This is a genomic window from Pseudomonas sp. KB-10 (assembly GCF_018221585.1).
Lineage (GTDB): Bacteria > Pseudomonadota > Gammaproteobacteria > Pseudomonadales > Pseudomonadaceae > Aquipseudomonas > Aquipseudomonas yangonensis.
Window position 1 is genome coordinate 226,015 of record NZ_QYYB01000003.1, and the last position, 25,738, is coordinate 251,752.

Genomic DNA, 25,738 nt, shown 5'->3' on the forward strand with positions numbered 1-25,738 from the left:
GCCCCGATGTCGATTGTTTGCAGCGGGGCAGACTGGTATCTGTAGAGGGCAGCGGGTATGGTGGCAGAAAGCCAAGCTACGGCTTTTTCCGGGCCTGCCGATAACCTCGTGCCACGGCTCGCGCCTGGTCAGCATTCGTTCATATTTCAGCAGGAGCAGGCGATGGCCGGCATTCTCGATTCAGTAGATCAACGCACGCAACTGGTCGGCGAGAACCGCCTGGAAATCCTCATGTTCCGCCTGGCCGGCCGGCAGTTGTTCGCCATCAACGTGTTCAAGGTGCAGGAAGTCCTGCAGATGCCCAAGCTGACGCTGATGCCGCAACGCCACCGTTTCGTCTGCGGCGTGGTCAATCTGCGTGGCCAGACCCTCCCGGTAATCGACCTGTCGCAGGCCATCGGCATGCGCCCTCTGGTACCGGATGAGCGCAGCACCATCATCGTCACCGAGTACAATCGTTCGGTGCAGGCGTTTCTGGTCGGCAGCGTCGATCGCATCCTCAACCTCAACTGGGAGTCGATCCAGCCGCCGCCCGGCGGGGCTGGTAGTCAGCATTACCTGACCGCCATCACCAAGGTCGACGAGCAGATCGTCGAGGTCATCGACGTCGAGAAGGTGCTGGCCGAGATCGTGCCGATGAGCACCAAGGTCTCCGAGGAAAAACTTGCCGATCCGCTGCTGGAAAAGGCGCGCGGTCGCGAGGTGCTGCTGGTGGACGACTCCAGCGTCGCCCTCAGCCAGTTGCGCGATACCTTGTCGCAACTGGGCATCCGCCTGCATATGGCCAGCGATGGCCTGAAGGCGCTCAACTTGCTGAAGAAGTGGGCCGACACCGGCGAGGTGATGACCGACAAGCTGCTGATGATCTTCACCGATGCCGAGATGCCGGAAATGGACGGCTATCGCCTTACCAGTGAAATTCGTAATGACCCGCGCCTCAAGGACCTCTACGTGGTACTGCACACATCGCTGTCCGGCAGCTTCAACGAGGCGATGGTGAAGAAGGTCGGTTGCGACAACTTCCTCTCCAAGTTTCAGCCGGACAAACTGGTGGATGTGATCCGCCAGCGCCTCGCGCTGGACGAGCCAAGCTAGGCCGGCAGGTCCGCAGTGCTTGTGAGCGAGGGCGTCAGCTCGTATAACGGCGTTTTGCCAACAGGAAGCTGACCCATGCTGAGTCTCTCGGGGCTTTACCGTTATCCGCTCAAGTCCGGCCGCGGCGAGGCCTTGCAGCGCAGTGCGGTCGATGGTCTTGGGCTGCATGGTGATCGGCGCTGGATGCTGGTCGACGCCGATAACGGCCGCTTCATCACTCAACGCCTGCTGCCGCAGATGAGCCAGCTGAGCGCGCTGTACGATGCGCGCGGCGGCCTCACGCTGAGCGCGCCTGGTCGTGACGATCTTTCCGTTGCGCTGCCAGGCCCAGAGCAGGATCTGCGTGGCGTCATCGTATGGCGTGACAGCCTGCGAGTGCCGGATGCCGGCGATAAAGCCGCCGAGTGGCTAAGTGCCTTGCTGGGCAAGGCCTGCCGTCTGGTCCAGGTACCCGAAGGGCGCACCCGCCAGGTCGATACCGCCTATGCCCAGCCGGGTGATCGCGTGGCCTTCGCCGATGGTTTCCCGCTGCTGCTGATCGGTCAGGCCTCGCTGGACGATCTGTCCCGGCGTGTCGGCCAGCCGCTCTCGATGCTGCGCTTCCGTCCCAACCTGGTCGTTACCGGCAGCGAGCCCTACGCCGAAGACAGCTGGAAGCGCATCCGCATCGGTGAGGTGGAGTTCGAGGTGGCCAAGGGCTGCTCACGCTGCATTCTCACCACCATCGATCCGCAGACCGGCGAGCGAGACGCCCGGCGTGAGCCGCTGGCTACGCTCAAGACCTATCGTGAACGCGAGGGTGATGTGTTCTTCGGGCAGAACCTGTTGCCGCGAGGTATCGGCGAGCTGCAGCTGGGCATGCCGGTAGAAGTGCTGGAATAGAGCGGCTTGAGGCTACAGGCCGCAGGCTCCAGGAAAAAGCGGATCGCCTGCAGCCTGCAGCTGCCCTTATTGATCGTCGAAGAAACGCTCGTTCCACGCCACCAGTGGGTGCGGCGCGCCCAGCTTCTGACCGTAGATCACCGAGTAGGACAGCACGTTCTGCACGTACTGGCGGGTCTCGTCGAACGGAATGTTCTCCACCCAGACGTCGTAGCTCAGATGATTGGCGCCGCGCAGCCACTGACGTACACGGCCCGGCCCGGCGTTGTAGGCGGCCGAGGCGAGCACGCGGTTGCCGTTGAACTGGCCGTACACCTGGCTGAGATAGGCCGCACCCAGCTGGATGTTGGTGTCCGGGTTGAGCGCTTGTTGCGGCGACGCCAGGGGGATGCCGAACTTGCGCGCGGTTTCCTTGGCAGTAGCCGGCATCAGCTGCATCAGGCCCATGGCGCCGGCGTGGGAGCGGGCGTCGGCCATGAAGGCGCTTTCCTGACGGGTGATGGCGAATACCCAGCTCGAGTGCAGATCGCGGCGTCTGGCTTCGCGGACCAGTTCGTCGCGATGGGCCATGGGGAAGCGCACTTCCAGGTCGTCCCAGTACTGGGCCTGGCTGATGGTGCGGATGGCCGGGAAGTACCATTCCATTTCGTAGGCCAGGCGCGCCTGGGCCACCAGTTCGTCACGGCTGAACAGGCGGCTGACGTGATACCACTCGCGGCGACCGTCGACGATCTGGCCGCGCGCATGAAATTCCATGGCGCGCTTGATGCCGGCGGTGCTGCGCACTTTCTGCACGATCTTGGGGTCGAGCGCCAGTGGCTGGTTGTTCAGCGCGTAGGGCGCCTTGACCTGATCGGCTGCCATGAATCCGTAGAAATCACGCTCCTTGGCCAGGGCCTGGAACAGCACCGCTGGTTGTTGGCTGTTGGGCTGCGCCAGTTGCAGGCTGCGCGCGTTCCAGTAGCGCCAGCGGTTGCTGCTGGCCAGGTCGGACGGCATGCGCTGGGTCAGCTGGTAGGCCTCTTCCCAACGGCCATGGCGCAGCAGCAGGCGTGCACGCCACTCGCTGACGGTGTTGTCACGCAGCTGCGGATCGTACTTGTCCATCACCTGCAGGCCGCGCAAATCGAAGCGTTGCGCCAGGCGCAGGCCGATCTGCCGGGCGATGGCGACCTGTTCGTCGGCGGAGAACTTCATGCGCTGGGCATAGCCGTCGAGCAGGGTGAGGGCGTCTTCGGGATTCTGCCGGGCCAGGCGGCGCAGGCCGAGACCGACCACATCGCTCATGGCGTCATCGGCGGGGGTGAAGCGTGCGGTGTTCTTCAGCAGTTGCGGCTTCTGCGCCACTTCGACCATCAGTTTGCCGCGCTCGCCGAGCGTGGGCATGCCTTTGATCAGGAAGTTGGCCAGCCCGTAGTTGCCGCTTTCCACCGCCAGCTTGGTGCGTTGCCAGCGGCGTTGTTCGGTGAGCTGGCCATTGGCGGCCCAGCGTTCGAACAGCGGGTCGCAGGCGTTGGGCTGGGACTTGCCCACCAGCCAGAGCTTCTCGGCGGTGGCATTACCTTCGGCCGTCAGACCGTGGCTCATCTGGTATTGACCGTACAGGCAATCCAGTTCGGTGAAGTTGAGGTCCGGGTCGTAGTGATCGAGGAAGGGTTTCCAGTCGCCACGTTCGGCCAGCCAGCGCAACCAGCGCAGCTTCATCCAGTTCGCCTGGGGCAGGTCCCCGTGCTCGGCAAGAAACTTCTCGATCTCGGCGTTGCTCGCCGATTTGAGGCGATTGGTCAGCTCGTCATAGGCCAGATACGGCGTCAGCGGGTAATCGCGCAGTGCACCGGCGTACTGGCGATAAGGGCCGCTGTCGCCCTTGGCCAGGGCGCGCTTGGCTTCATCGTAGTACTGGCGCTGCTGGGAGAGGCTGGCGGCTTCGACACTGGCGATGCCAGTGGCGGTAAGAATCAGACAGGAAACTACAGAGAGAAAGCGACTGCGCATGGCATTTCCAGGGGCAAGCAAAGGTATGGGGCAACACGATCCGTGTCGTTGCATGCTTCTAGCTTAGCCTTTCACAAGGGCGCGGTGAATGCCGCCGGGCCGGATGGACACATACAGCAAAAATGCGCGTGCCTGCGTCAGCTTGTGTATGGGCGTCACGTCTGTCTCCCCGTGGAAACGGCAACAGTCGGCTGGCAACTCGGGTAGAATGCGCCGCCTGTTTCTGGAGATGCCCATGACCCTGCTCAAGTTTGCCGACGTATCCCTCGCCTATGGCGCCATGCCCCTGCTCGATGGAGTGTCCTGGCAGATCGCGCGGGGTGAGCGGGTGTGCATCATCGGCCGCAACGGCACGGGCAAGTCGAGCATGCTGCGCCTGGTCAAGGGCGACCAGATGCCGGACGACGGCGAGATTTGGCGTGCTCCTGGGTTGAAAATCGGCGAGTTGCCGCAGGAGCTGCCGCGCGCCGATGAGCGCACGGTCTTCGACGTGGTTGCCGAAGGCCTGGCCGGCGTCGGCGAGCTGCTGGCGCGTTATCACCACCTGGCGCAGAACATCCACGGCGATGACGATCTCGAGCAACTGATGCACGTGCAGCAGGAGCTGGAAGCCAAAGACGGCTGGCGTCTGCAGCAGCTGGTCGACAGCACCTTGAGCCGCCTGCAGTTGCCGGCGGACAAGACCCTGGCCGAACTCTCCGGTGGCTGGCGCCGTCGTGTGCTGCTGGCCCAGGCACTGGTGTCCGAGCCGGATCTGCTGCTGCTCGACGAGCCCACCAACCACCTGGATATCGGCGCCATCGCCTGGCTGGAAGAGGCGCTGAAGGACTTCGGTGGTGCCGTGCTGTTCATCACCCACGACCGCTCCTTCCTGCAGAACCTGGCCACACGCATTCTCGAACTGGACCGTGGCGGCCTGATCGACTGGAACGGCGACTACGCCAGCTTCCTGGTGCACAAGGAGCAGCAACTGGCTGCCGAGGAAACTGCCAACGCGCTTTTCGACAAGCGCCTTGCCCAGGAAGAGGTGTGGATTCGCCAGGGCATCAAGGCCCGCCGCACCCGCAACGAGGGCCGCGTGCGTGCGCTCAAGGCGATGCGTGCCGAGCGTGCCGAGCGCCGCGAGCGTCAGGGCAAGGCGAATATCCAGCTGGAGACCGCGGACAAGTCCGGCAAGCAGGTGATGGTGGCGGAGAACGTCAGCTTTGCCCATGCCGGTGGCCCGTTTCTGGTCAAGGATTTCTCCATGGTCCTGCAGCGCGGCGACCGCATCGGTCTGCTGGGTGCCAACGGTACCGGCAAGACCACGCTGCTGAAGCTGTTGCTGGGTGATCTGCAGCCAAGCAGCGGCAGCATCGAGGTCGGCACCAAACTGGAAGTGGCGTATTTCGACCAATTGCGTCACCAGCTCGATCCGGAAAAGACGGTGATCGACAACGTTGCCGAAGGCCGCGACTTTATCACTATCGATGGCCAGAACCGCCATGTGCTGAGCTACCTGGGCGACTTCCTGTTCAGTCCGCAGCGGGCCCGTACCCCCGTCAAGGCGCTATCGGGTGGCGAACGGGCACGACTGTTGCTCGCCAAGTTGTTCAGCAAGCCGGCCAACCTCCTGGTGCTGGACGAACCGACCAACGATCTGGACGTAGAAACCCTGGAACTGCTCGAAGAAGTGCTGCTCAATTTCCCCGGCACCGTGTTGATGGTCAGCCACGACCGTGCCTTCCTCGATAATGTCGTGACCAGCACCCTGGTGTTCGAGGGCGAAGGCAAGGTGCGCGAGTACGTCGGTGGCTATCAGGACTGGCTGCGTCAGGGCGGCTCGCCACGCCTGCTCGGGGTGGGTGAAAGCAAATCCGGCAAGGCCGAGCTGGCCACGGCCATCGTCGAAGCACCGACCCCGGTCGCAACGACTCCCGCGCAGGAGAGCTCGGAGCCTGCGAAAAAGAAACTAAGCTACAAGCTGCAGCGCGAGCTGGAAGCGATTCCCGGGCAGATCGACGCCCTGGAGCAGGAAATGGCCGCGGTACAGGAGCAGGTATCCGATCCTGCCTTCTATCAGCAGCCGGTGCAGATCACCACGGAAGTACTGGCGCGTCTCGACAGCTTGCAGAAGGAAATGGACGTCTTGCTCGAGCGCTGGGCAGAGCTGGAAGGCTGACGAAGGAACGAACGGGCAATGGCCATCGAGTACCGCATTACTCTCGACGACAATCATCAGTTCAGCTATCGGATCGAGTTGAATCGCGAATATGACCCCGCGCAGGCGCAGCAGGCACCCGCCTGGACGCGCCTCGGACATCAGCAGTGCAGCAATTGCCCGCTCAGTCGCGAGCAGTTCAGCCATTGCCCGGCTGCAGTCGATCTGCACCGGGTGATCGAGGACTTCCGTGGCCTGCCGGCATTCAAGAAGGCCAGTGTCTGGGTACGCACGCCGGAGCGTGAGTACACCAAGCATGTCGGCCTGGAGGAGGGGCTGCGCGCACTGCTCGGGGTGATCATGGCTACCAGCGCCTGCCCGGTGCTGGCTCGCCTGAAACCCATGGCGCAGCACCACCTGCCCTTTGCCAACAACCAGGAGTTCATCCTGCGCGCGGTATCGCTGTATCTGACGCGGCAGTACTTCAACATGCGCGAAGGGCGTCTGGCCGACTGGGAACTGAAAGGCCTGGTGCGCCTGTTCCAGCAACTCAAGCTGGTCAACCAGGCTTTCTGGCAGCGTATTCACGACACCTGTGAAGACGACTCCAATCTCAAGGCCTTTCTCACCTTCTTCTCGATGTCGTCGAGCATGACGGTGTCGCTGGAAACCCAACTGCAGAAGATCCGCCCGCTGGTCATGAGCGCGGGCGAGTCGTTCGAGTAGGGGCGAAGCCAAAAAACTCGCCGCTGAAGCGCCTCCCACGGGCAGAGCCAACGCGGCTACTGTGGGAGGGGCTTCAGCCGCGACGCGATCTCAAGCGCCTTTTTCCGCTTTCTTCAAACGCACGGCGAGCACATCGCAGGGCGCGCCGTGCAGCACGTCATTGGCCGTGGAACCCAGCAGCAGGGCCAGGCCGTGGCGGCCATGGCTGCCGACCACGATCAGATCGCAGCCTTGTTCTTCGGCCAGACGGTGGATTTCCTGACGCGGTTGGCCATACGCCAGATGGCGCTGGTCGGCGGTGAGTTCCGGGTACTTGCCTGTGAAGCTGTCCAGGCGCTCGCGGGCCTGCTCGAACTGCTGTTGCTGCAGCATCGACAGATCCATCGGCACGTCACCGCCAAAGGCCATGGCCATCGGCTCGACGATATGCACCAGGGACATCTTGGCACCGCTGGCCTGGGCCAGCTTCTGCGCACGGACCACTACGGGGTCGCATTCTTCGGTCAGGTCGACGGCGACCAGAATGTGCTGGTAGGGCATGGTTGGATCCTCCTCGAAGGGGCAAATGGCTATGTGGCAAGTATGGCCCCGTTGTGCACCATAAGGGGCGGATTGTCATCATTCGGGCAAAGAAAAGCCCGGTGCGAGCACCGGGCGGGGGCAGGGCCAGGCAGGCCGGAAATCATTGGCATCATTGTTGGCCGGCGGCGTACTGCGCTGCAACGCCTTCCAGGCCCTCGATGATGCTGTCGGAATACTTGCTGATCAAAAAAGGTACGGTGTTCTCATTGTAGTTGCGCAGAGATTTCTCGATGTAACGCCATTTGGTTTCGATGGAGCCCAGCGCAGCGCTGATCTGCGGGGTGTTCTGCTGGGCGGCGCTGAGGTTGTCGAGTTGACTGGCGAACTCGCCGACCAACTCATCGATGGCGCGCTCTTCGCCGCCGCCAAAGAAACTGGTGCCGACCGAGGCGCTGCGTGATGCATAGTCCAGCGCGATGTTCTGCATCAGCAGGCTCTGCTCGCGGCTCTTCTGAGTCAGTGGCGGTACGCTGAAGCCGCTTTCTTGCTGAATCTTCTGGTACAGCTCCTGACTAATGGCCATGAGGCGCTGGTTGTTGGCAGCCAGGTCGGCAATCGGCTGCAGGTCGGTGTAGCCCTGGCGCCGCATCGCTTCCATCACGGCCTGCAGCCCGCTGCGGTAGCTCTGCCAGCCGTTTTGAAGTTGAGTATGCAGCGCTCTGCTGGCGTCACCCGGCATCTCGCCCAGGCCGTCAAGGTGCGCCTGGCCCTCCTGCAGGGATTCGCCAATCATCCGGGCGTAGCGCTGGTCGCCTTCCATGCCGTTGTACATGTAGAAGTCGCCCAGGCTCTTCTGCGTCGCCAGGCGCAGTTGGTGCAGGCGCAGCAGATCATCGGCCGGTGCGGCGTTGAGTAGGGGGGAGGTGAGCGATGCCAGGAGGAACAGGAGCAGAGTGCTCAGCGGAAATGCAAGCGAACGGCGGCTCGACATTGGTGACTCCGTGTGGCCCATCTTGGGGCTCGATTTGTTTTTGTATTGCTCGCGGATGGCCCTGTGCCAGCCGAAAGTGAGACGAATGTACCCGTAGCTTGGGCGTTTGGCTAGGCGTTCGGATACGCCAGCAACACCCAGGAAAACTCGCGCAATGGCGCGATATTGACGCGGTTTATCGAAAGCCGCTGGAGCCCGCGAATGACCAGGCCTGCAGAAAACGTCGGGAAAACGACGAAAACTGGCCAATTGACAAGCGCAGGCTTTTCCCCGATGGTGTGCACACCCAAATCAAACGGGCGTATGAATTGAGCGTTTGCCTGGTCAGGCGCGCCGTTACAGCCCGAATATCGCGTCGGTGGGTGTGTCGTACCGATTGGAGCTATGCTCGCGGCTATGCCGAGAGTTGGCCTGCCGGTTGGCTCCGATGTGTACTGTTCAGCTTCCATACCGTGGAGATCAGTTGATGATTTACGAAGGTAAAGCCATCACGGTTAAGGCTCTTGAGAGCGGCATCGTCGAATTGAATTTCGATCTCAAGGGTGAGTCCGTCAACAAATTCAACCGTCTTACCCTCAACGAGCTGCGCGCCTCCGTCGACGCGATCAAGGCCGACGGTTCGATCAAGGGCGTGATTGTCACCAGTGGCAAGGACGTGTTCATCGTCGGTGCCGATATCACCGAGTTCGTCGACAATTTCAAACTCCCCGACGAAGAGCTGGTGGCTGGCAACCTCGAAGCCAACAAGATCTTCAGTGATTTCGAAGACCTCGCCGTGCCCACCGTAGTCGCCATCAACGGCATCGCCCTGGGTGGCGGTTTCGAGATGTGCCTGGCCGGTGACTACCGCGTAATGAGTGAAACCGCCAAGATTGGTCTGCCGGAAGTCAAACTGGGCATCTACCCGGGCTTCGGCGGTACCGTGCGTCTGCCGCGCGTGATCGGTACCGACAACGCCGTCGAATGGATCGCCTCCGGCAAGGAAAACCGCGCGGAAGAGGCGCTGAAAGTCGGCGCCGTCGATGCTGTCGTCGCCCCCGCCAAGCTCAAGGACGCCGCGCTGGATCTGATCAAGCGCGCCATCTCCGGCGAGCTGGACTACAAGGCCAAGCGTCAGCCCAAGCTGGAAAAACTCAAGCTCAATGCCATCGAGCAGATGATGTGCTTCGAGACCGCCAAGGGCTTCGTCGCTGGCCAGGCCGGCCCGAACTACCCGGCTCCGGTCGAGGCGATCAAGACCATTCAGAAGGCTGCCAACTTCGGCCGCGACAAGGCCCTGGAAGTCGAGGCCGCCGGCTTCGTCAAGCTGGCCAAGACCTCGGTCGCCGAGAGCCTGATCGGCCTGTTCCTGAACGATCAGGAACTGAAGAAGAAGGCCAAGCACCACGACGAAATCGCCCGCGACGTGAAACTGGCTGCCGTACTCGGCGCCGGCATCATGGGCGGCGGCATCGCCTACCAGTCGGCGTCCAAGGGCACCCCGATCCTGATGAAGGATATCCGTGAAGAGGGTATCCAGATGGGCCTTTCCGAGGCTTCCAAGCTGCTCGGCAAGCGCGTCGAGAAGGGCCGCATGACCCCGGCGAAGATGGCCGAAGCCCTCAACGCCATCCGTCCGACCATGTCCTACGGTGATTTCGGCAATGTCGACATCGTCGTCGAAGCCGTGGTCGAGAACCCCAAGGTCAAGCAGATCGTGCTGGCCGAAGTGGAAGACGTGGTGCGTGAGGACGCCATCCTGGCCTCCAACACCTCGACCATCTCCATCTCCCTGCTGGCCCAGGCGCTCAAACGTCCGGAAAATTTCGTCGGCATGCACTTCTTCAACCCGGTGCACATGATGCCGCTGGTGGAAGTCATCCGTGGCGAGAAGTCCAGCGAAGTGGCCGTGGCCACCACCGTGGCCTATGCCAAGAAGATGGGCAAGAACCCGATCGTGGTCAACGACTGCCCGGGCTTCCTGGTCAACCGCGTGCTGTTCCCGTACTTCGGCGGCTTCTCCAAGCTGCTGGGCTTCGGTGTCGACTTCGTGCGCATCGACAAGGTCATGGAGAAGTTCGGCTGGCCCATGGGTCCGGCCTACCTCTCCGACGTGGTCGGCATCGACACCGGCCACCACGGCCGTGACGTGATGGCAGAAGGCTTCCCGGACCGCATGGCGGTGGAAGGCAAGACCGCTGTCGACGTGATGTACGAAGCCAATCGCCTGGGCCAGAAGAACGGCAAGGGGTTCTACGCCTACGAGACCGACAAGCGCGGCAAGCCGAAGAAGGTCTCCGACCCTGAAGCTTACGAGCTGCTCAAGTCCATCGTGGTCGAAGAGCGCGAAGTCACCGACGAGGACATCATCAACTTCATGATGATCCCGCTGTGCCTGGAAACCGTTCGTTGCCTGGAAGACGGCATCGTCGATACCGCAGCCGAGGCCGATATGGGCCTGATCTACGGCATCGGCTTCCCTCCCTTCCGTGGCGGTGCGCTGCGCTACATCGATTCCATCGGTGTCGCCGAGTTCGTCGCCCTGGCCGACAAGTACGCCGACCTGGGCGCGCTGTACCACCCGACCGCCAAGCTTCGCGAAATGGCCGCCAAGGGCCAGAAGTTCTTCGGTTAACAGGCTGTTTGAAAAACGTGGACGAGGCGGCCAGTGCAAGGCAGAAACAGGCGAAAAAGCGGAGTTTACGTGTTGTAAATGAGCATTTTGAGCCTGTTTCTAACGCAGCAATGGCAACGCAGTCAGTTTTTCACCAGCCTGTAGCGCGCAACGACTAGAGTGAGAGTGAATATATGAGCCTGAATCCTAGAGATGCAGTGATCGTCGACTTCGGCCGCACCCCGATGGGTCGTTCCAAGGGCGGCATGCACCGCAACACCCGTGCCGAGACCATGTCCGCGCACCTGATCAGCAAAGTGCTGGAGCGCAACTCCAAGATCGACCCGGCTGAAGTCGAGGACGTGATCTGGGGCTGCGTCAACCAGACCCTGGAGCAGGGCTGGAACATCGCGCGCATGGCGTCGCTGATGACCCAGATCCCGCACACCAGCGCCGGTCAGACCGTCAGCCGCCTGTGCGGTTCGTCCATGAGCGCTCTGCACACCGCCGTGCAGGCGATCCAGACCGGTAACGGTGACGTGTTCGTCGTCGGCGGCGTGGAGCACATGGGCCACGTTGGCATGATGCACGGCGTCGATCCGAACCCGCACCTGTCGCTGTACGCCGCCAAGGCGTCCGGCATGATGGGCCTGACCGCCGAGATGCTGGGCAAGATGCACGGCATCAGCCGCGAGGCGCAGGACGCCTTCGGTGAGCGTTCTCACCGCCTGGCACACAAGGCCACCGTCGAAGGCAAGTTCAAGGATGAGATCATCCCGATGCAGGGCTACGACGAGAATGGTTTCCTCAAGATGTTCGACTATGACGAAACCATTCGTCCGGAAACCACCCTTGAAAGCCTGGCTACCCTGAAGCCTGCCTTCAACCCGAAAGGCGGCACCGTAACTGCGGGCACCTCCTCGCAGATCACCGACGGCGCTTCCTGCATGATCGTCATGAGCGCCCAGCGTGCTCAGGACCTGGGTATCGCACCGATGGCCGTGGTTCGCGCCATGGCCGTTGCCGGCGTCGATCCGGCGATCATGGGCTACGGCCCGGTGCCGTCCACTCAGAAGGCGCTCAAGCGCGCCGGTCTGACCATGGCCGACATCGATTTCGTCGAGCTCAACGAAGCCTTCGCCGCCCAGGCCCTGCCGGTGCTGAAGGATCTGAAACTGCTCGACAAGATGGAAGAGAAGGTCAACCTGCACGGCGGCGCCATCGCCCTGGGTCACCCCTTCGGTTGTTCCGGGGCCCGTATCTCCGGTACCCTGCTCAACGTCATGAAGCAGAACGGTGGCACCCTCGGTGTTTCCACCATGTGCGTGGGCCTTGGCCAAGGCATCACCACCGTCTTCGAACGCGTTTAAGCGTAAGCGGACAGAAACCGGGGCCCAGTGCCCCGGTTTTGCTTTTTAAGGCTTTTTTATCGGGAACCTCTCAATGCAGTTGCAGCCAGGACTCTATCGCCACTACAAAGGCCCGCAATACCGTGTATTCGGTGTGGCACGTCATTCCGAAACCGAGGAAGAGGTGGTGGTTTATCAGGCGCTGTACGGCGAATTCGGCCTTTGGGTGCGGCCGCTGAGCATGTTCTGCGAAGAGGTCGAAGTGGACGGCAGGCGCGTTCCACGCTTTGCTTTGATTCAGGCCGAAGTCAGTCCTATCGGCAGTTCGGAAGTCTGACTGAGCAGCCCCTGCGCTTGACCTTCGCTCGGTCGCCACTATATATAGCGGGGCCTCAAGGCTCCCTGCCTTCTATATTTCGCAATTTTAGGAATTCTCTGATCCATGGGCAAATCGCTGGTCATCGTGGAATCCCCGGCCAAGGCCAAGACCATCAACAAGTATCTGGGCAGCCAGTACGTGGTGAAGTCGAGCATCGGCCACATCCGTGACCTGCCTACCAGCGGCTCGGCAAGCGCCGCCAAGGAGCCGGCCAAGCGCGGCAAAGCCGCTGCCGAGGCGCCTGCGCTGTCGCCCAAGGAAAAGGCCAAGCGTCAGCTGTTCGCGCGCATGGGTGTCGACCCCGAGCATGGCTGGAAGGCCAAGTACGAGATCCTGCCCGGCAAGGAAAAGGTGATCGAGGAACTGCGTCGCCTGGCCAAGGATGCCGACACCATCTATCTCGCAACCGACTTGGACCGCGAGGGGGAAGCCATCGCCTGGCACCTGCGCGAGTCCATCGGCGGCGACGACAGCCGCTACAAGCGTGTGGTGTTCAACGAGATCACCAAGAAGGCGATTCAGGAAGCCTTCTCCAAGCCCGGCGAACTGGATATCAACCGTGTCAACGCGCAGCAGGCGCGGCGCTTCCTCGACCGCGTGGTGGGCTACATGGTCTCGCCGCTGTTGTGGGCCAAGATCGCCCGTGGTCTGTCCGCCGGCCGCGTGCAATCGGTGGCGGTGAAACTGGTGGTGGCGCGCGAGAAGGAAATTCGCGCCTTCGTCCCGGAAGAATACTGGGAAGTACACGCCGATCTGGGCACGGCGAAGAATGCCAAGGTGCGTTTCGAGGTGGTCCGTGAAGGCGGTGCGGCCTTCAAACCGGTCAATGAAGCGCAGGCCATGGCTGCGCTGGAGAAGCTCAAGGCCTCCAGCTACAGCGTGGTCAAGCGTGAAGACCGTCCGACCAGCAGCAAGCCGTCGGCGCCTTTCATCACCTCGACCCTGCAGCAGGCAGCGAGCAACCGCCTGGGCTTCGGCGTGAAGAAGACCATGATGATGGCTCAGCGTCTCTACGAGGCCGGCTACATCACCTATATGCGTACCGACTCGACCAACCTGTCGGCCGACGCGGTGGAGATGGTACGCGGCTTTATCGGCAGCGAGTACGGCGACAAATACCTGCCGGGCAAGCCCAATCTGTATTCGAGCAAGGAAGGCGCTCAGGAGGCGCACGAAGCGATTCGTCCGTCAGACGTCAACCTGCGTCCGACTCAACTGTCCGGTATGGAGCGCGATGCCGAGCGTCTGTACGACCTGATCTGGCGTCAGTTCGTGGCCTGCCAGATGCCGCCAGCCGAATATCTCTCTACCAGCGTGACCGTAGCCGCTGGCGACTTCGAGCTGCGCGCCAAGGGCCGCATCCTCAAGTTCGATGGTTACACCCGTGTGCTGCCGCAGCAGAGCAAGCCGGGCGAGGACGATGTCCTGCCGGAAATGAAGGAAGGCGAGGGGCTCAAGCTGATCCAGCTCGACCCCAGCCAGCACTTCACCAAGCCACCGGCACGCTACTCCGAAGCCAGCCTGGTCAAGGAACTGGAAAAGCGCGGTATCGGTCGTCCATCCACCTACGCGGCGATCATCTCCACCATTCAGGATCGTGGCTACGTGACGGTGCACAACCGCCGTTTCTACGCCGAGAAAATGGGCGATATCGTCACCGAGCGTCTCGACGAGAGCTTCGCCAACCTGATGGATTATGGCTTTACCGCCACCATGGAAGAGCATCTGGACGATGTGGCCCAGGGGGAGCGCGAGTGGAAGAACCTGCTCGACGAATTCTACGGCGACTTCAAGAAGAAGCTCGAAGCCGCTGAGGCAGGCGAGGGCGGCATGCGTGCCAACCAGCCGACCCTGACCGACATTCCGTGCCGCGAGTGCGGCCGGCCGATGATGATTCGTACCGCCTCCACTGGGGTTTTCCTCGGTTGCTCCGGCTATGCGCTGCCGCCGAAGGAGCGCTGCAAGGCCACCATCAATCTGGTGCCGGGCGACGAAATCGCAGCCGACGACGAGGGCGAGTCCGAATCCCGCGTGCTGCTGGGCAAGCATCGCTGCCCGATCTGCTCCACGGCCATGGATGCCTATCTGCTGGATGAAACCCGCAAGCTGCACATCTGCGGTAACAACCCGGACTGCACCGGTTACGAGATCGAGCAGGGGCAGTACCGCATCAAGGGCTACGAAGGCCCGAGTCTGGAATGCGACAAGTGCGGCAGCGAAATGCAGCTCAAGACCGGCCGTTTCGGCAAGTTCTTCGGTTGCACCAACCCGAGCTGCAAGAACACCCGCAAGCTGCTCAAGAACGGTGAAGCGGCGCCACCGAAGATGGACAAGGTGGAAATGCCCGAGCTCAAGTGCGAGAAGGTGGACGATACCTACGTGCTGCGCGACGGCGCATCGGGCCTGTTCCTTGCTGCCAGTCAGTTCCCCAAGAACCGCGAGACGCGCGCGCCATTGGTGCTGGAGATCGTCCCGCACAAGCACGAGATCGATCCCAAGTACCACTTCCTCTGTGACGCTCCGCAGAAGGATCCGGATGGTCGCCCGGCGGTGATCCGCTACAGCCGCAAGACCAAGGAGCAGTACGTGCAGACCGAGGTGGATGGCAAGCCGACTGGCTGGCGTGCGTTCTTTGATGGTGGCAAGTGGAAGGTCGAGGACAAGCGCTAGGGCTTTGCCCATGAGCTGGCAGGCGTCTGCCTGGTGATGGTCGCTCGCAAGATGGAAAAGGGCCTGAAAGGCTGACGAGATGCGCGTCTGGTTGGTAGTCGACGCGCGTATCATGACCCGATCTGTTGTGGAGGTCGCCGTAATGGCCAAAGAAATCTACACCCGCACCAATCAGAAGATCTTCTTCGCCGGCATTGCCCTGGATAACTGGCGCAAGGCCGAGGCCTCCTCCGCATTCAATGTTCAGGCGCTGGTGCAGGCCGAGCGCGAGGCCGCGCTGTTTCACCTTTACGGCGGCCTGCTCGGGTTGTGCCATGAGATTGCCGGCTACTACCGCATGAACGACGCCGCGCCTTCGCGTGTCGAGGCTTTCGTTCAGCAGGCGGTGCTTGAGGGATCGCCCAGCCCGGAACTGGCTGAGCTGGTCGAACTGGCGCAGCAGCGTGAAACCTGGCTGGCGCAGTTGCTGACTGCCTATGCCGAGCTGTTCCAGCCGCCGCGCGAGGCGCGCAAGGCCAAGGTCGATCCGTCGATGCCGTTGATCACGGCTGTCAGCGTCGGCGAAGAACCTGTCGAGCTGAACCTCGATGATATCGATGCCTGGCGTCAGCAGCTCAAGGCCTTGGTGTTGCGTTTTCGTGAAGGCCTCAGCGAATGCTGATTGCGTTTAACTGGACCAGTGGGCTGGGGATGACTCCGGCTGGCTGTTATAATGTCGCGTTTTTGCACAGAGACTGAGCCAATGCCTACATCCTTTCTGGAAATCGTCGAACTGCCCGATGGGCGTATTGCCCTGCGTCGCGCAGAGGATGAAGAGGCATTGGTGACTCTGGACTTCTCCGCGGATGCCAAGGCTTTCCTGCAGGGCCAGCATATCGAGGTGGCCAAGGCCATGCTCAATGTCGGCGTGCAGATGGCCGGTCGAATGGCCGAGGGGGATTTCAGTAGCGAAGAAGATGAAGGGCCGCGCGTTCTGCACTGAAGCTGCTGCGACATAATGTAAACGGGGCTCCAATGGAGCCCCGTTTTCATTTGCTTGAATGCTTCAGCCCAGGCTGATATTCAGACTCTGCGCGCCACCGCTAGTGGCAGCCAGCGCCAGGCGCTGGCGAGTGCTGCGCTCTACCGGGTGCAGCCAGCTGATCACCGTATGGCTTCGGCCCAGCTTGAGCGCTTCCTCGGCCAACTCCAGAGCGCTTTGCCCTTGTCGCGGATGTAGCAGCAGGATGCGCTCTCGGTTCAGGCCTGCGTCGCGTAGCCAGGCCTGAGTCAGGCTTGCAGGCGGCGCCACCAGGCTCAGCCAGCGTGCATCCTGATTCTGACTCAGCTCGCGCAGAATCGGCGCCAGCAAATGCAGGCAGTGGCCGGTCGCGCCGCGTAGAGCCAGCTCGCTGAAAGCCTGATCATCCTCGCTATGGGCGATGTCCTCGGTAACCACTGGCTCGCCCGACACACCGGCAAGAAAGGCGTCGAAAAGGGGAAGTTGTGGGCGCACGAACGACGGCTGCATTTGCATGGCGTTTCCTCAGCGGCGAATTACACCGACACTCAAACCTTCGATGATCAGGTCCTGGTGCTCCAGGTCCACTTCGATCGGGGCGAATTCAGGGTTTTCGGCAATCAGCCAGACCTTGTTGCCCTCGCGCTTGAAGCGCTTGACCGTCACTTCGTCGTCGATGCGGGCGACGACGATCTGGCCGTTACGTGCTTCGCGTGTGGTATGTACGGCGAGCAGATCACCATCGAAAATACCGATATCCTTCATGCTCATGCCGCGGACACGCAGCAGATAGTCGGCCTTGGGCTGAAAGAATGCCGGGTTGATCTGGCAGGATTCCTCGACATGTTGCTGTGCGAGGATCGGTGCGCCGGCGGCGACACGGCCGATCACCGGCAGGCCTTCATCCTCGTTCGCGGCACCTGCCTCGAAACCTGGGATGCGGATGCCACGCGATGCGCCCGGGGTCATCTCGATGGCGCCTTTGCGGGCAAGGGCCTTGAGATGCTCTTCTGCTGCATTGGGTGATTTGAACCCCAGTTCCTGAGCGATTTCCGCGCGGGTAGGGGGGTACCCGTTGTCTTCCAGGCAGCGTTTGATGAAGGCGAGAATTTCGGCTTGGCGGGGCGTCAGTTTCAGCATGGCTGGGCTCTGTCTTTTTATACAGTGACTGGAATTATATACAGTAAGCGGAGCTTGGCAACGATCTATTTGCTGGCGCCTGTTACCCGGGCCGAGCAATCTTCGTCTCTGCTTGTTGTAAGCTGTGACCCGCCGGCCAAAAGACGGCTCATGCGGCTTGACAATGCAGTGAGCTGAAACGTATGTTTCAAACAAGTGTTTGTCAGGTGATATCTCATGGCTCAGTCGGAAACCGTTGAACGCATTCTCGATGCTGCAGAACAGCTGTTCGCGGAAAAAGGCTTCGCCGAGACCTCGCTGCGTCTGATCACCAGCAAGGCAGGGGTCAACCTGGCCGCCGTCAACTATCACTTCGGTTCCAAGAAGGCGCTGATCCAGGCGGTCTTCTCGCGTTTCCTCGGGCCATTCTGTGCCAGTTTGGAAAAGGAACTCGATCGTCGTCAGGCCAAGTCCGATACCCAGGTTTCCCTGGAGGAGTTGCTCGAACTGCTGGTCGAGCAGGCGCTGGCGGTGAAGCCGCGCAGTGGCAATGACCTGTCCATCTTCATGCGCCTGCTGGGCCTGGCCTTCAGTCAGAGCCAGGGACACCTGCGCAAATACCTCGAAGAGGTGTACGGCAAGGTTTTCCGCCGCTACATGCTGCTGGTACACGAAGCCGCACCGCGTATACCCCCGCTTGAGCTGTTCTGGCGCGTGCACTTCATGCTCGGCGCAGCCGCGTTCAGCATGTCCGGCATCAAGGCCCTGCGCGCCATGTCCGAAACCGATTTCGGCGTCAACACCTCGATCGAGCAGGTGATGCGCATGATGGTGCCGTTCCTGGCTGCGGGTATGCGTTCGGAAACCGGGGTCAACGATCCGGCACTGGCCGGCGCGCAACTCAAACCGCGTAGCAAGACGCCGAGCGCCGCCCCCAAGGTCTGATCGGTCAGCAGGTGGGCTTGGCTTCGCCCTTCGGCTAAGCTAGCGGCCCATGTCCGATCTCGATTTACTCCACATCTCCATTGCCGACCAGATGCTCTATGGCTTCAGTGCCGGGCAGTTATCGGTGCGTTTGCCTATATCTACCGCCCGTAACGGCGCGGGCGAGCGCAATGGCTCCGGTTGCACGCCGCGAGGACTTCATCAGGTGCGTGCAAAGGTTGGCGCCGGGTTGCCGCTGGCTGCGGTACTGCGCGGCCGTCGCTGGACGGGGGAGGTGTGGTCGCCGCAGCTGCACGAGCAGTTCCCCGGGCGTGACTGGATTCTTACTCGCATCCTCTGGTTAAGCGGTCTTGAACCAGGGCGCAACCGTATGGGCGAGGTCGATACCTTCCGTCGCTACATCTACCTACATGGCACGCCGGACACGGAACCCATGGGTGAGCCGTTGTCCCATGGCTGCATTCGTTTGCGTAACACCGACATGCTGGAACTCTTCGAACGCGTGCCGCTGAACTGCCAGGTGCGCATCGACGAGGCGCCGTGCCCGCGGTGGACTGCGAACCAGGATTTCAAATAAGGAATAGGTTCATGCAAGGTTCTTTGATGATGGACATTGCCGGCACCTGGCTGACTGCCGAGGATCGCCAGATGCTGCGCCAGCCCGAGGTGGGGGGGCTGATCATTTTTGCCCGCAACATCGAATCGCCGCGCCAGGTACGCGAGTTGTGCCAGAGCATCCGCGCCGTGCGCCCGGATCTGCTGCTGGCGGTGGATCAGGAAGGTGGTCGCGTGCAGCGGCTGCGTCAGGGTTTCCTGCGCTTGCCGGCGATGCGTGCGATTGCCGATAACCACAACGCCGAAGAGCTGGCTGAACATTGCGGCTGGCTGATGGCGACCGAGGTGCTGGCGGTCGGGCTGGATCTGAGTTTCGCCCCGGTACTGGACCTCGACCACCAGCGTAGCGCAGTGGTCGGCAGTCGCGCCTTCGAGGGCGACCCGCAGCGCGCGACGACGCTCGCTGCCGCGTTCATTCGCGGCATGCATCAGGCGGGTATGGCTGCGACCGGCAAGCACTTCCCCGGACACGGTTGGGCCGAAGCAGACTCTCACGTGGCCATTCCGGTCGACGAGCGCAGCCTCGATGAGATCCGGGCCTGCGACATGCAGCCGTTCAGGCGCCTGGCGAGCGAGCTCGATGCGGTGATGCCGGCGCATGTCATCTATCCGCAGGTCGATGAGCAGCCTGCGGGCTTCTCCCGTCGCTGGCTGCAGGACATCCTGCGCGGCGAGCTGGGCTTCGATGGGGTGATTTTCAGCGATGACCTGTCCATGGCTGGTGCGCACGTGGCCGGCGATGCCGGCAAGCGTATCGAGGCGGCGCTCGCAGCCGGCTGTGACATGGGGCTGGTGTGCAACGACCGTGGCTCGGCCGAATTGGCCCTGAGCGCACTGCAGCGCCTGCAGGTCAGGCCAGCCGAGCGCCTGCAGCGCATGCGTGGGCGTGGTCATGCCTGCACTGATTACCGCCAGGTACCGCGCTGGTCGGCGGCTGTGGCGGCGCTCAGAACTGCGCAGCTGATCGACTGAGGGGCAGGGCAGCCAGGCAAGGCTGCCCTGCGGCTCGCTCAAAGCGGGCTGATGCGCACCAGTGCGCCCAGGCTGCCATGATCCAGATAGGTCAGGCTGTTGTCCTTCAGTCGCTGGGCGATTTTCATGTGCTCGCTGCTTTCCAGCAGGCCGTCGGCGCTGAAACGGTTGATCCACAGTTCCAGATCCAGATCGGCGAAGCGATCCTGGGTGAAGGCGAGGGTGCCTTCGACCGGGTAGTGGCCGAGGTGCGCTTCGCCACTGCTGACCGCGACGCGGCTTGGCGTGCCGCTCAGCGTCTGGCTCCAGGCCTTGTGCAGCAGAACCTGATAGCCGTTGCCCGGATTTAGTTTGGTGGCTTCATTGTCGAGGCTGGTGGGGCGCTCGTTGCCGGCGATCGGCACTGCTGTGCCTGCCCAGTCGTCCGGAGCGGTCTTCGGCGCGATGACCGGGTCACCCGCCTGGCGGAATACCAGCAGTTCGACCTGGTACAGGCGTTCGGCGAAGGCGCTAGGTGCCAGCAGGCACAGTAACAGGGCGATCAGGTGCAGTGGGCGCATCATGTGAGAGTCCTTCAGGTGGTGGGCGCGAGGCGCTCGAACAGGGCTTCCAGGGTATTGAAACGCTCTTCCGCGCGTTCCATCGGCACCTGGATCTTGAAGACGGTGGCGCCTTCGAACTTGTAGCGTTTCGGTTGAGCCTGGATCAGCTTGATCAGGGTCAGCGGGTCGACGCTGGTTTCTGCGGCGAACTCGATACGGCCGCCCTGCGGGCCTGCGTCGACCTTGGTGATGCCCAGCTTATCGGCCTGCAGCTTGAGCAGGGTCAGGCGCATCAGGTGCTTGGTCGGTTCCGGCAACAGGCCGAAGCGGTCGATCATCTCAACCTGCAGTTCCTTCAGGCCGTCCTCGTCGGTGGCCGAGGCGATACGTTTGTAGAGGATCAGGCGCGCATGCACGTCGGGCAGGTAGTCCTCAGGGATCAGCGCCGGCACGCGCAGGTTGATTTCCGGGCCGCCACCCAGCGGCTGATCGAGATTGGGCTGTTCGCCTTTCTGGATGGCCTTGACCGCGCGCTCGAGCATTTCCATGTAGAGGGTGAAGCCGACGGCCTGGATCTGCCCGCTCTGGCCGTCGCCGAGCAGTTCGCCGGCACCGCGGATTTCCAGATCGTGCGTCGCCAGGATAAAGCCGGCGCCCAGGTCCTGAGCGCCGGCAATGGCCTCCAGGCGCTTCTGTGCATCGTCGGTCATGCTCTTGCGCGGCGGCGTGAGCAGGTAGGCGTAGGCCTGGTGGTGGCTGCGGCCGACACGGCCGCGCAGCTGGTGCAGCTGAGCCAGGCCGAACTTGTCGGCGCGTTCGATGATGATGGTGTTGGCGCTGGGTACATCGATACCGGTTTCGATGATGGTCGAGGCCACCAGCACGTTGAAGCGCTTGTGGTAGAAGTCGCTCATCACCTGTTCCAGCTCGCGCTCGCGCATCTGCCCGTGGCCGATGCCGATACGTGCCTCGGGCACCAGTTCGGCCAGGTCGGCCGCGCATTTCTCGATGGTCTTCACATCGTTGTGCAGGTAGTACACCTGGCCGCCGCGCAGCAATTCGCGCAGCAGCGCTTCCTTGATGGTCGGCTTGTTTTCTTCCATGACGAAGGTGCGTACCGACAGGCGCCGAGCCGGTGGCGTGGCGATGATCGACAGGTCGCGCATGCCGGCCACGGCCATGTTCAGGGTGCGCGGGATCGGTGTGGCAGTCAGGGTGAGGATATCCACCTCGCTGCGCAGCGCCTTGAGCTGCTCCTTCTGACGCACGCCGAAGCGGTGTTCCTCGTCGATGATCACCAGGCCCAGGTTGTGGAATTTCACATCGTCCTGCAGCAGCTTGTGGGTACCGATGACGATATCCACCTTGCCTTCGGCCAGCTGTTGCACGGCGCCTTCGACTTCCTTGGCGCTCTTGAAGCGGCTCATCACCTCGACCTTCACCGGCCAGTCGGCGAAACGGTCGCGGAAGCTGTTGTAGTGCTGCTGGGCAAGCAGGGTGGTGGGCACCAGCACGGCCACCTGCTTGCCGCTGTGCACGGCGATGAACGCGGCGCGCATGGCCACCTCGGTCTTGCCGAAGCCGACGTCGCCGCAGACCAGGCGATCCATCGGCTTGCCGGCCAGCATGTCGGCGCGCACGGCGTCGATGGCGGTCTGCTGATCCGGGGTTTCCTCGAAGGGGAAGCCGGCGCTGAAGGTGGCGTAGTCCAGGGCCGGGTCCTGGAAGGCGAAGCCTTCGCGAGCGGCGCGGCGGGCATAGATGTCGAGCAGCTCGGCGGCGACGTCGCGTACCTGTTCGGCGGCCTTGCGTTTGGCTTTCTGCCAGACCTCCGAGCCGAGGCGGTGCAGCGGCGCCAGAGCGTCATCGCTGCCGCTGTAGCGGGCGATCAGGTGCAGGCTGGCCACTGGCACATAAAGCTTGGCGTCGTCGGCGTACTGCAGGGCGAGAAATTCGGCGGCCTGGCCGTCGAATTCCATGGTCACCAGGCCCAGGTAGCGGCCGACACCATGATCGATATGCACCACCGGCGCGCCTTCGCGCAGTTCGGTGAGGTTCTTGATCACGTTGTCGCCGCCGTCGCGGCCTTTCTCGCGACGACGGCGCTGCATCACGCGCTGGCCGAACAGCGGGTTTTCCGGGACCAGCGCCAGATCGTCGAGCAGCAGGCCTTCGTCCAGGGGCGCGATGCAGATGTTCAGTCGTTCGCCGCTTTCGGCGAATGCCGGCCAGCCGTCGACTTCCCTGGGCTTGAGCTTGAGGCGAGCGAGCAGTTCCAGCAGCACTTCGCGGCGCCCGGCCGACTCGGCGCAGAACAGCACGCGGCCCTGATATTCCTCGATGAAGCGGCGCAGTGCGGCCAGCGGCTCGCCGGCCTTGGACTGAATCGCCAGATCGGGCAGGGCGCGGGCGTCGAAGCGGGTCTGGCCGACACCGGGCTCGATATCCTCGTGGTTGACCACGACTCGCGGCCAGTTCTTCAGGCGGGCAAAGCATTCGTCTACCGGCAGGAAAATGTCGGCGGGCGGCAGTAGCGGGCGCTCGGGATCGACGCGGCGGTCCTCGTAGCGGTTGCGCGCATCCAGCCAGAACTGCTCGGCGGCCTTTTCGATACCCGGCAGTGAGAACACCTGGGTGTCGCCCGGCAGGTAGTCGAACAGGGTGCCGGTTTCCTCGAAGAACAGCGGCAGGTAGTACTCGATACCGGCTGGTGTAATGCCCGAGGACAGGTCCTGATAAATGGGGCAGCGGCGAAAATCCACGTCGAAGCGTTCGCGAAAGCGCCCGCGAAAATCGCTGACCGCCTTCTTTTCCAGCGGGAATTCACGTGCCGGCAGCAGGCGGATCGACTCGACCTTGTCTACCGAGCGCTGATTTTCCGGATCGAAGGTGCGCAGGGTTTCGATTTCGTCGTCGAACAGATCGATGCGGTAGGGCACCTCACTGCCCATCGGGAACAGGTCGATCAGCGCGCCGCGTACGGCGAACTCGCCATGTTCGTACACCGTATCGACGCAGCGGTAGCCGGCGGCCTCCAGGCGCGTGCGCATCTGTTCCACATCCAGCTTCTGGCCGACATCCAGCACCAGGCTGCTACCCAGCAGGAAGCGCTTGGGCGCCAAGCGGTGTAGGGCGGTGGCAATCGGCACTACGAGGATGCCGCGGCTCAGCTGAGGTAGCCGATACAGCGCAGCGATACGCTGGGAAATGATGTCCTGGTGTGGCGAGAAGACGTCATAGGGGAGGGTTTCCCAGTCGGGAAAGTGCAGCACCGGAAGGTCCGGAGCGAAGAAGGCCAGTTCTTCCTGCAGGCGCTCGGCGCTCTGGCTGCCCTCGGTCAGCACCAGGGTGAAACGCCCGGCGTTACTGGCCGCTTCGGCTATCGCCAGGGAAAGGGCGGCGCCAGGCAGGTTGCCCCATTGCTGTTTGCCGGCATTGGCTGGCAGAGACGGAAGACGCAGTACGGACACGGGCGGCTCACGATCATTACGAAGGGCCGGGAATTGTAGCGGGGCTTGGTGGTCAATGTCAGTCACGACAGGCGCGCATTGCTCCCGCTCGCGAGCGCCGTCATAATGTAGCCCCTTTTTTCAGCCCCTACATGTGGAAGGTACTGCCCGTGACTCAGAAGCCCGACCAGTGTCTCGGTGAATGGATCGATCGTGAAGCCCTCGCGGAAGCGATGATTCCGCTGATTGGTCAGCTCTATCGCAACAACAATGTGGTGACCTCGATCTACGGCCGTGGCCTGATCAACCGTTCGGTCATCGACATCCTCAAGGCTCACCGTTTCGCCCGTCACCGCCTGGCTGACGAAGCCGAGCTGTCGGTACACGACACCTTCCCCATGCTCAAGGCCATGAGCGAGCTCAAGCTGGGCGCCGCCTCCGTTGACCTGGGCAAGCTGGTTGCCAAGTTCAAGGCCGAAGGTGCTGGCCGTGGCGTCGAGCAGTTCGTCAAGGACGAGCTGGCCGATGTGGTCGGCAAGCAGAACGGTTCGGCTCGTGAAGGCACTGACGTTGTCCTCTACGGCTTCGGTCGTATCGGTCGCCTGCTGGCGCGCATCCTCATCGAGAAGACCGGTGGCGGTGACGGCCTGCGCCTGCGCGCCATCGTCGTGCGCAAGGGTGCCAGCAACGATCTGGTCAAGCGTGCCAGCCTGCTGCGTCGTGACTCGGTACACGGCAAGTTCAACGGCACCATCACCATCGATGAAGAGAACAACACCCTGACGGCCAACGGCAACCTGATCCAGGTGATCTACGCCAAAGACCCGAAGGAAGTCGACTACACCCAGTACGGCATCAAGAATGCGCTGCTGGTGGACAATACCGGTGTATGGCGTGACGCCGAGGGCCTGGGTCAGCACCTGACTTGCCCGGGCGTCGATCGTGTGGTCCTCACTGCACCTGGCAAGGGCGCGCTGAAGAACATCGTGCACGGTATCAATCACGGCGAGATCACCGCCGAGGACAAGATCATCTCCGCCGCTTCCTGTACCACCAATGCCATCGTGCCGGTGCTCAAGGCGGTCAATGATCAGTACGGCATCGTCAATGGTCACGTCGAGACCGTTCACTCCTACACCAACGACCAGAACCTGATCGACAACTTCCACAAAGGCAGTCGTCGTGGTCGCAGTGCCGCGCTGAACATGGTCATCACCGAAACCGGCGCGGCTACCGCTGCTGCCAAGGCGCTGCCTGTGCTCAAGGGCAAGCTGACCGGTAACGCCATTCGTGTGCCGACGCCGAACGTGTCCATGGCCATCCTCAATCTGAATCTGGAGAAGGCCACCACCCGCGAAGAGATCAACGAGTACCTGCGCCAGATGGCCATGCACTCGGATCTGCAGAAGCAGATCGATTTCGTCAGTTCGCAGGAAGTGGTCTCGACCGACTTCGTCGGTTCGCGCCACGCCGGTGTGGTCGATGCCGAAGCCACCATCGCCAACGATAACCGCGTTGTGCTGTATGTCTGGTACGACAACGAGTTCGGTTACAGCTGCCAGGTTGTGCGCGTGATGGAAGACATGGCCGGGGTCAACCCGCCGGCTTTCCCGCGTTGATAGCTGAATAGCGTGAAGAAAACGGGAGCCTCGGCTCCCGTTTTTTATGCGCAAGATTTGCTTTGGCCGGGGCGGTCGGTTGACCTGAATCAGCATCGAGATTGTTGCGCCCTGTTACCGAAAAGCCAAAAAAAG

At 62.2% G+C, this 25,738-nt stretch carries 21 protein-coding genes; 14 read left to right on the forward strand and 7 right to left on the reverse strand.

The annotated features are described in order from the left end of the window. Positions 1-162: 162 nt before the first annotated feature. Together DXK50_RS09575 and DXK50_RS09580 are read left to right on the forward strand one after the other, a co-directional pair. Positions 163-1,095: a chemotaxis protein CheV gene (locus DXK50_RS09575; protein ID WP_212630157.1), complete on the forward strand. Its 933-nt coding sequence runs from the start codon at positions 163-165 to the stop codon at positions 1,093-1,095. Positions 1,096-1,170: 75 nt separating this feature from the next. Beyond that, positions 1,171-1,977 (forward strand): MOSC domain-containing protein, encoded by an 807-nt coding sequence (locus DXK50_RS09580; protein WP_212630158.1) that lies wholly within the window; start codon positions 1,171-1,173, stop codon positions 1,975-1,977. A gap of 66 nt (positions 1,978-2,043) precedes the next feature. Here the strand turns inward: DXK50_RS09580 and DXK50_RS09585 are convergent, their stop codons facing one another. Then, positions 2,044-3,972: a transglycosylase SLT domain-containing protein gene (locus tag DXK50_RS09585; protein ID WP_212630159.1), complete on the reverse strand. Its 1,929-nt coding sequence runs from the start codon at positions 3,970-3,972 to the stop codon at positions 2,044-2,046. Between the two features lie 235 nt (positions 3,973-4,207). Between DXK50_RS09585 and DXK50_RS09590 the strand changes: the two genes are divergently transcribed. Both DXK50_RS09590 and DXK50_RS09595 read left to right on the forward strand, forming a co-directional pair. Further along, positions 4,208-6,133, forward strand: coding sequence for an ATP-binding cassette domain-containing protein (locus DXK50_RS09590; protein WP_161866490.1), 1,926 nt, complete (start codon positions 4,208-4,210; stop codon positions 6,131-6,133). Positions 6,134-6,151: 18 nt separating this feature from the next. After that, positions 6,152-6,838 carry a DUF6901 family protein gene (locus tag DXK50_RS09595; protein ID WP_161866489.1) on the forward strand — a complete coding sequence of 229 codons (687 nt, stop codon included), beginning with the start codon at positions 6,152-6,154 and terminating at the stop codon, positions 6,836-6,838. A gap of 90 nt (positions 6,839-6,928) precedes the next feature. Here the strand turns inward: DXK50_RS09595 and DXK50_RS09600 are convergent, their stop codons facing one another. After that, positions 6,929-7,378: a universal stress protein gene (locus tag DXK50_RS09600; RefSeq protein WP_161866488.1), complete on the reverse strand. Its 450-nt coding sequence runs from the start codon at positions 7,376-7,378 to the stop codon at positions 6,929-6,931. Between the two features lie 151 nt (positions 7,379-7,529). Next, entirely contained in the window at positions 7,530-8,351 is an 822-nt protein-coding gene (locus DXK50_RS09605) for a hypothetical protein (protein WP_212630160.1), read from the reverse strand. Between the two features lie 466 nt (positions 8,352-8,817). Here DXK50_RS09605 and fadB point away from each other — a divergent pair, with 466 nt between their 5' ends. The 6 genes from fadB to DXK50_RS09635 all read left to right on the forward strand — a co-directional run bounded on the left by fadB (position 8,818) and on the right by DXK50_RS09635 (position 16,324). Then, complete coding sequence (fadB, locus tag DXK50_RS09610) at positions 8,818-10,965, forward strand: fatty acid oxidation complex subunit alpha FadB (RefSeq protein WP_212630161.1); 2,148 nt, start codon at positions 8,818-8,820, stop codon at positions 10,963-10,965. Between the two features lie 173 nt (positions 10,966-11,138). Next, positions 11,139-12,314 (forward strand): acetyl-CoA C-acyltransferase FadA, encoded by a 1,176-nt coding sequence (fadA, locus tag DXK50_RS09615; protein WP_212630162.1) that lies wholly within the window; start codon positions 11,139-11,141, stop codon positions 12,312-12,314. Between the two features lie 73 nt (positions 12,315-12,387). Then, on the forward strand, positions 12,388-12,630 hold the full coding sequence (locus DXK50_RS09620) for a DUF1653 domain-containing protein (RefSeq protein ID WP_212630163.1): 243 nt from the start codon (positions 12,388-12,390) through the stop codon (positions 12,628-12,630). Positions 12,631-12,735: 105 nt separating this feature from the next. Next, complete coding sequence (gene topA, locus DXK50_RS09625; protein ID WP_212630164.1) at positions 12,736-15,342, forward strand: type I DNA topoisomerase; 2,607 nt, start codon at positions 12,736-12,738, stop codon at positions 15,340-15,342. Positions 15,343-15,484: 142 nt separating this feature from the next. Next, a complete protein-coding gene (locus tag DXK50_RS09630; protein WP_212630165.1) occupies positions 15,485-16,003 on the forward strand; it encodes a DUF6586 family protein in 519 nt (172 codons plus the stop codon). 81 nt (positions 16,004-16,084) lie between these two features. Next, positions 16,085-16,324, forward strand: a complete 240-nt coding sequence (locus DXK50_RS09635) for a hypothetical protein (protein WP_090426226.1) — start codon at positions 16,085-16,087, stop codon at positions 16,322-16,324. Between the two features lie 63 nt (positions 16,325-16,387). On the opposite strand, the gene sulA is transcribed toward DXK50_RS09635, so the two are convergent. Beyond that, positions 16,388-16,858 (reverse strand): SOS-induced cell division inhibitor SulA, encoded by a 471-nt coding sequence (gene sulA, locus DXK50_RS09640; protein ID WP_212630166.1) that lies wholly within the window; start codon positions 16,856-16,858, stop codon positions 16,388-16,390. Between the two features lie 9 nt (positions 16,859-16,867). Next, on the reverse strand, positions 16,868-17,482 hold the full coding sequence (gene lexA / locus DXK50_RS09645; protein WP_212630167.1) for a transcriptional repressor LexA: 615 nt from the start codon (positions 17,480-17,482) through the stop codon (positions 16,868-16,870). 216 nt (positions 17,483-17,698) lie between these two features. Here lexA and DXK50_RS09650 point away from each other — a divergent pair, with 216 nt between their 5' ends. The 3 genes from DXK50_RS09650 to nagZ are packed head-to-tail and all read left to right on the forward strand — an operon-like array spanning position 17,699 to position 19,993. Beyond that, the gene (locus DXK50_RS09650; protein WP_161866479.1) at positions 17,699-18,406 is read left to right on the forward strand and encodes a TetR/AcrR family transcriptional regulator; all 708 of its coding nucleotides are present in this window, start codon (positions 17,699-17,701) and stop codon (positions 18,404-18,406) included. Between the two features lie 49 nt (positions 18,407-18,455). Further along, positions 18,456-18,983 carry a L,D-transpeptidase gene (locus tag DXK50_RS09655; protein ID WP_161866478.1) on the forward strand — a complete coding sequence of 176 codons (528 nt, stop codon included), beginning with the start codon at positions 18,456-18,458 and terminating at the stop codon, positions 18,981-18,983. A gap of 11 nt (positions 18,984-18,994) precedes the next feature. Then, positions 18,995-19,993, forward strand: a complete 999-nt coding sequence (gene nagZ / locus DXK50_RS09660) for a beta-N-acetylhexosaminidase (protein ID WP_212630168.1) — start codon at positions 18,995-18,997, stop codon at positions 19,991-19,993. A 38-nt stretch (positions 19,994-20,031) separates the two neighbouring features. Here nagZ and DXK50_RS09665 read toward each other — a convergent pair whose 3' ends face one another. Both DXK50_RS09665 and mfd read right to left on the reverse strand, forming a co-directional pair. Then, positions 20,032-20,556 carry a CsiV family protein gene (locus DXK50_RS09665; RefSeq protein ID WP_161866476.1) on the reverse strand — a complete coding sequence of 175 codons (525 nt, stop codon included), beginning with the start codon at positions 20,554-20,556 and terminating at the stop codon, positions 20,032-20,034. An 11-nt stretch (positions 20,557-20,567) separates the two neighbouring features. Beyond that, the gene (gene mfd, locus DXK50_RS09670; RefSeq protein WP_212630169.1) at positions 20,568-24,005 is read right to left on the reverse strand and encodes a transcription-repair coupling factor; all 3,438 of its coding nucleotides are present in this window, start codon (positions 24,003-24,005) and stop codon (positions 20,568-20,570) included. A 131-nt stretch (positions 24,006-24,136) separates the two neighbouring features. Here mfd and DXK50_RS09675 point away from each other — a divergent pair, with 131 nt between their 5' ends. Further along, a complete protein-coding gene (locus DXK50_RS09675; protein WP_161866474.1) occupies positions 24,137-25,603 on the forward strand; it encodes a glyceraldehyde-3-phosphate dehydrogenase in 1,467 nt (488 codons plus the stop codon). Positions 25,604-25,738 lie beyond the last annotated feature (135 nt).